Annotated in this window: 3 protein-coding genes and 1 pseudogene; 3 read left to right on the top strand and 1 reads right to left on the bottom strand. The window is 61.7% G+C overall.

Annotation, left to right across the window (positions count from 1 at the left end; all coding sequences use genetic code 11):
* Positions 1-414: pseudogene (locus QT222_RS04585) on the bottom strand (carbohydrate ABC transporter substrate-binding protein); the annotation flags it as partial.
* Positions 415-657: 243 nt separating this feature from the next.
* Here QT222_RS04585 and QT222_RS04580 point away from each other — a divergent pair.
* The 3 genes from QT222_RS04580 to gatE all read left to right on the top strand — a co-directional run.
* Positions 658-2,067, top strand: a complete 1,410-nt coding sequence (locus QT222_RS04580) for a class II fumarate hydratase (RefSeq protein WP_491476445.1) — start codon at positions 658-660, stop codon at positions 2,065-2,067.
* A 118-nt stretch (positions 2,068-2,185) separates the two neighbouring features.
* A complete protein-coding gene (locus QT222_RS04575) occupies positions 2,186-2,461 on the top strand; it encodes an HVO_2901 family zinc finger protein (protein ID WP_081603731.1) in 276 nt (91 codons plus the stop codon).
* 47 nt (positions 2,462-2,508) lie between these two features.
* Positions 2,509-3,682 (top strand): Glu-tRNA(Gln) amidotransferase subunit GatE (gatE, locus tag QT222_RS04570; protein ID WP_491476444.1); only part of this gene is annotated, 1,174 nt, incomplete at its 3' end.

The following is a 3,682-nucleotide window of genomic DNA, read 5'->3' as shown; positions in this document are numbered from 1 at the left end:
CGGCTGAAGGTTCGCGCGGGGCCGCGCTGGCCACGAACTCGGCGGGTTGTTGTTGAGAATGCGCTTTTTGATGACTGCGTGGAGGTTCTGTCCGGCACCGCCCGCAACGGGGTTCTCCGTCACTTCGATGTCCGGGTACTCCTCTTTGAAGCCCTCGAAGAGCGCCTGGATGGCGGCACCACCGTCGCCGCCGGTCCACCAGTGCTGGACCTCGAGCGCGTTGTACTCAGTTCCCGAGTCGTCGCCTGACTGCTCGGTCGTCTCCGTCTCACCGGTTCCCTCCTCGGTGGTCTCAGTCGTCGAGTCGTCGCCACCGCCGGTACATCCGGCGAGAAGCGTCGCGGTTCCTGCACCGCCAGCGAGCTTGAGATACGTCCGTCGAGAGAGGTCGTCTGCGTCTGGTGTATCAGTCATGATTGATAGTCCGTGACAGGTTCACTCAAACGATTCAACACGGAATACTTAAATCTTCCTCATCGACAATTCATAATTGAGTAAATTTTTACGAATCAGGCCGTTTATTCATCGAAATCGGGGATCTGCATTGTTCTACAGCTGCAATTGATAATTATTCAGACATGAATGGCTCGCGGGGTTCGTGACACAGACGGACACGGACCAATGGATTTTACCTCATTCCACGACGACGCCCGAATCATGGGAGACGATGATTATCGAATCGAGCGGGACAGCCTCGGAGAAATGCACGTTCCTGTCGACGCCTACTGGGGCGCACAGACGCAGCGAGCAGTCGAGAACTTCCCCATCTCCGGTATCACGTTCGGTCGGCGCTTCGTCCGCGCGCTCGGCGTGGTGAAGAAGGCCGCCGCACAGGCGAACCGCGACCTCGGCATGATAGACGAGGATGTCGCCGAGGCCATCGTCGAGGCCGCAGACGAGGTTATCGCTGGCGAACTCGACGACCAGTTCCCGGTCGACGTCTTCCAGACCGGTTCGGGCACCTCGTCGAATATGAACGCGAACGAGGTCATCGCCAACCGCGCCGCCGAACTCATGGGCGAGGGTATCGGTGACCGCGTCGTGCACCCGAACGACCACGTCAACTTCGGCCAGTCCTCGAACGACGTGATTCCGACGGCCATGCACGTCTCCGCGCTCGAAGCCGTCGAGAAGGACCTCCTTCCCGCACTGGAGACGCTCGCCGAGTCCCTCGGCGACAAAGAAGACGAGTTCGACGACATCGTCAAGACCGGCCGCACGCACCTGCAGGACGCCACGCCGGTCCGTCTCGGTCAGGAGTTCGGCGGCTACCGCACACAGGTCGAAAAGGGCATCCGCCGCGTCGAGAACGTCCGCGAACACCTCGGCGAACTCGCACTCGGCGGCACCGCCGTCGGGACGGGTCTCAACACGCATCCCGAGTTCCCCGCGAAAGCCGCCGCGTACATGACCGAAGAGACCGGCGTCGAGTTCCGCGAGGCCGACAACCACTTCGAAGCGCAGGCTGCCCACGACGCGATGGCCGAGGCGCACGGCGCGCTCCGTACCGTCGCCGGCTCGCTCAACAAGATTGCCAACGACCTCCGCCTGCTCGCGTCCGGCCCGCGCAACGGGCTCGGTGAACTCGAACAGCCCGAAAACCAGCCCGGGTCATCCATCATGCCCGGCAAAATCAACCCGGTCGTCGCGGAAGCGGTCAACCAGGTCCACAAGCAGGTCGTCGGCAACGACGCTGCGGTCGCCGCAGGTGCCGCAGAAGGTCAAATCGACCTCAACCTCTACAAGCCCGTCCTCGCGCACAACTTCCTCGAATCGGCGAAGATGCTCACGAACGCTTCCGAAGTGTTCGCCGAGCGCTTCGTCGCCAAACTCGAAGCCAACGAGGACCACTGCGCGGAGCAGGTCGAACAGTCCATGGCGCTGGCGACGGCGCTCAACCCCGCAATCGGCTACGACAAGGCCTCGAAGGTCGCTAAGAAGGCACTCGCCGAAGACAAGACGGTCCGACAGGTCGCCGTCGACGAAGGCTACCTCACCGAGGACGAAGCCGACGAGGTTCTCGACCCCGAAAAGATGACCCATCGCGGTATCCTCGGCGACGACTGAAGGACAAAAGGTCTAGTTTTTGGTAGTTCCGCCGTTAGTACAGTGTCAGCGTAACGGGTCAAGCACGCAACTAGTTCGCTGATTTCGGTTTTTGACGAACGTTGGATTTACTCGATGTATGGTAGCAATCACAGTACCGCGTCGCCGTGACAGTTGTAACCGCGATGGATACACTCACGAAACCTCAAAAATCGGTATTTTGAAGCTTGATTTGAACAATTATACGAGTATGGCCGGACTGCAAGAGCAGCGGGTCCACGGACGAGACATGTTGGAATGTCGAGGTTGTGGAGCCGTATTTCCCGAGGGGCGGGCGACGACAGACGGGTGGACATACGTCTGTCCGGAGTGTGAAGAGGTAGAAGGGATTGGTCAAGGACTCCGACGATGCTGACTGCAGACTGAATCCTTTTTTACCTCCCCCGAACGCAGGGAGTACCAATGAGCGAGTACGAGTACGATTACGAGGACCTCGGTCTCGTCGCGGGGCTGGAGATTCACCAGCAGCTCGATACCGCGACGAAACTGTTCTGTGGGTGTCCCACGGAGCTCCGCGAGCCTGACGACGCGGCGCGGACGTTCACGCGCTTCCTGCACCCGACGAAGAGTGAACTGGGCGAACTCGACGAGGCGGCGCTCGAAGAGAGTCGCGTCGAACGCGAGTTCGAGTACCTCGCCTACGACACGACGTGTCTGGTCGAGGAAGACGACGAACCGCCGCACGGTCTCGACCACGAGGCGCGCACGGTAGCGATGCAAATCGCCGAACTGCTCGACATGAACGTCGTCGACCAGGCGCACGTCATGCGCAAACTCGTCATCGACGGGTCGAACACGTCCGGCTTCCAGCGCTCATCGCTTATCGCGCAGGAAGGCGAACTACAGACCAGCGACGGGCCAGTCTCCGTCGTCGACCTCATGCTCGAAGAGGAGTCCGCCCAGCGCATCGAAGAGCGCGACGACGGCGTCCTCTTCAGCCTCGACCGACTCGGCATCCCGCTCGTCGAAATCGGCACCGGACCGGACATCTCCTCGCCCGAACAAGCACGCGAAGCCGCCGAGACCATCGGCATGCTCCTGCGCTCGACCGGGAAGGTAAAGCGCGGACTCGGGACTATCCGACAGGACGTGAACGTCTCCATCGCGGACGGCGCGCGTGTCGAAATCAAGGGCGTGCAGGCACTCGACCAAATCGACGAAATCGTTCGCTTCGAGGTCGGCCGTCAGGCAGAACTCGTCGAAATCCGCGACGAACTCCAATCTCGCGACGCCTCAGTCGGCGACGTAACCGACGTGACCGACGTGTTCGAAGACAGCGACTCCGGCGTCATCAAGGGCGCACTCGACTCCGGCGGGAAGGTCATGGGCGTCCCGCTCTACGGCTTCGACGGTCTCGTCGGCCGCGAACTCCAGCCCGACCGCCGCCTCGGGACCGAGTTTTCGGACCACGCCAAGCGTCACGGCGCGGGCGGCATCTTCCATACGGACGAACTCCCAGCCTACGGCGTCACCGAGGACGAAGTCGACGCGCTCCGCGAGGCGGTCGGTGCCGGACCCGAGGACGCGGTTGCTATCGTCGCCGACGACCCCGAAACGGCCGACCTCTCCATCGAGG

The sequence above is a fragment of the Haloferax sp. s1 genome (genome assembly GCF_058382125.1).
This window is presented reverse-complemented; position numbering and strand designations above follow the sequence as displayed.

Coding starts and splice junctions, on each gene's coding strand:
- QT222_RS04580 (WP_491476445.1), top strand. CDS start 658: ATGGGAGACGATGATTATCGAATCGAGCGGGACAGCCTCGGAGAAATG.
- QT222_RS04575 (WP_081603731.1), top strand. CDS start 2,186: ATGGTAGCAATCACAGTACCGCGTCGCCGTGACAGTTGTAACCGCGAT.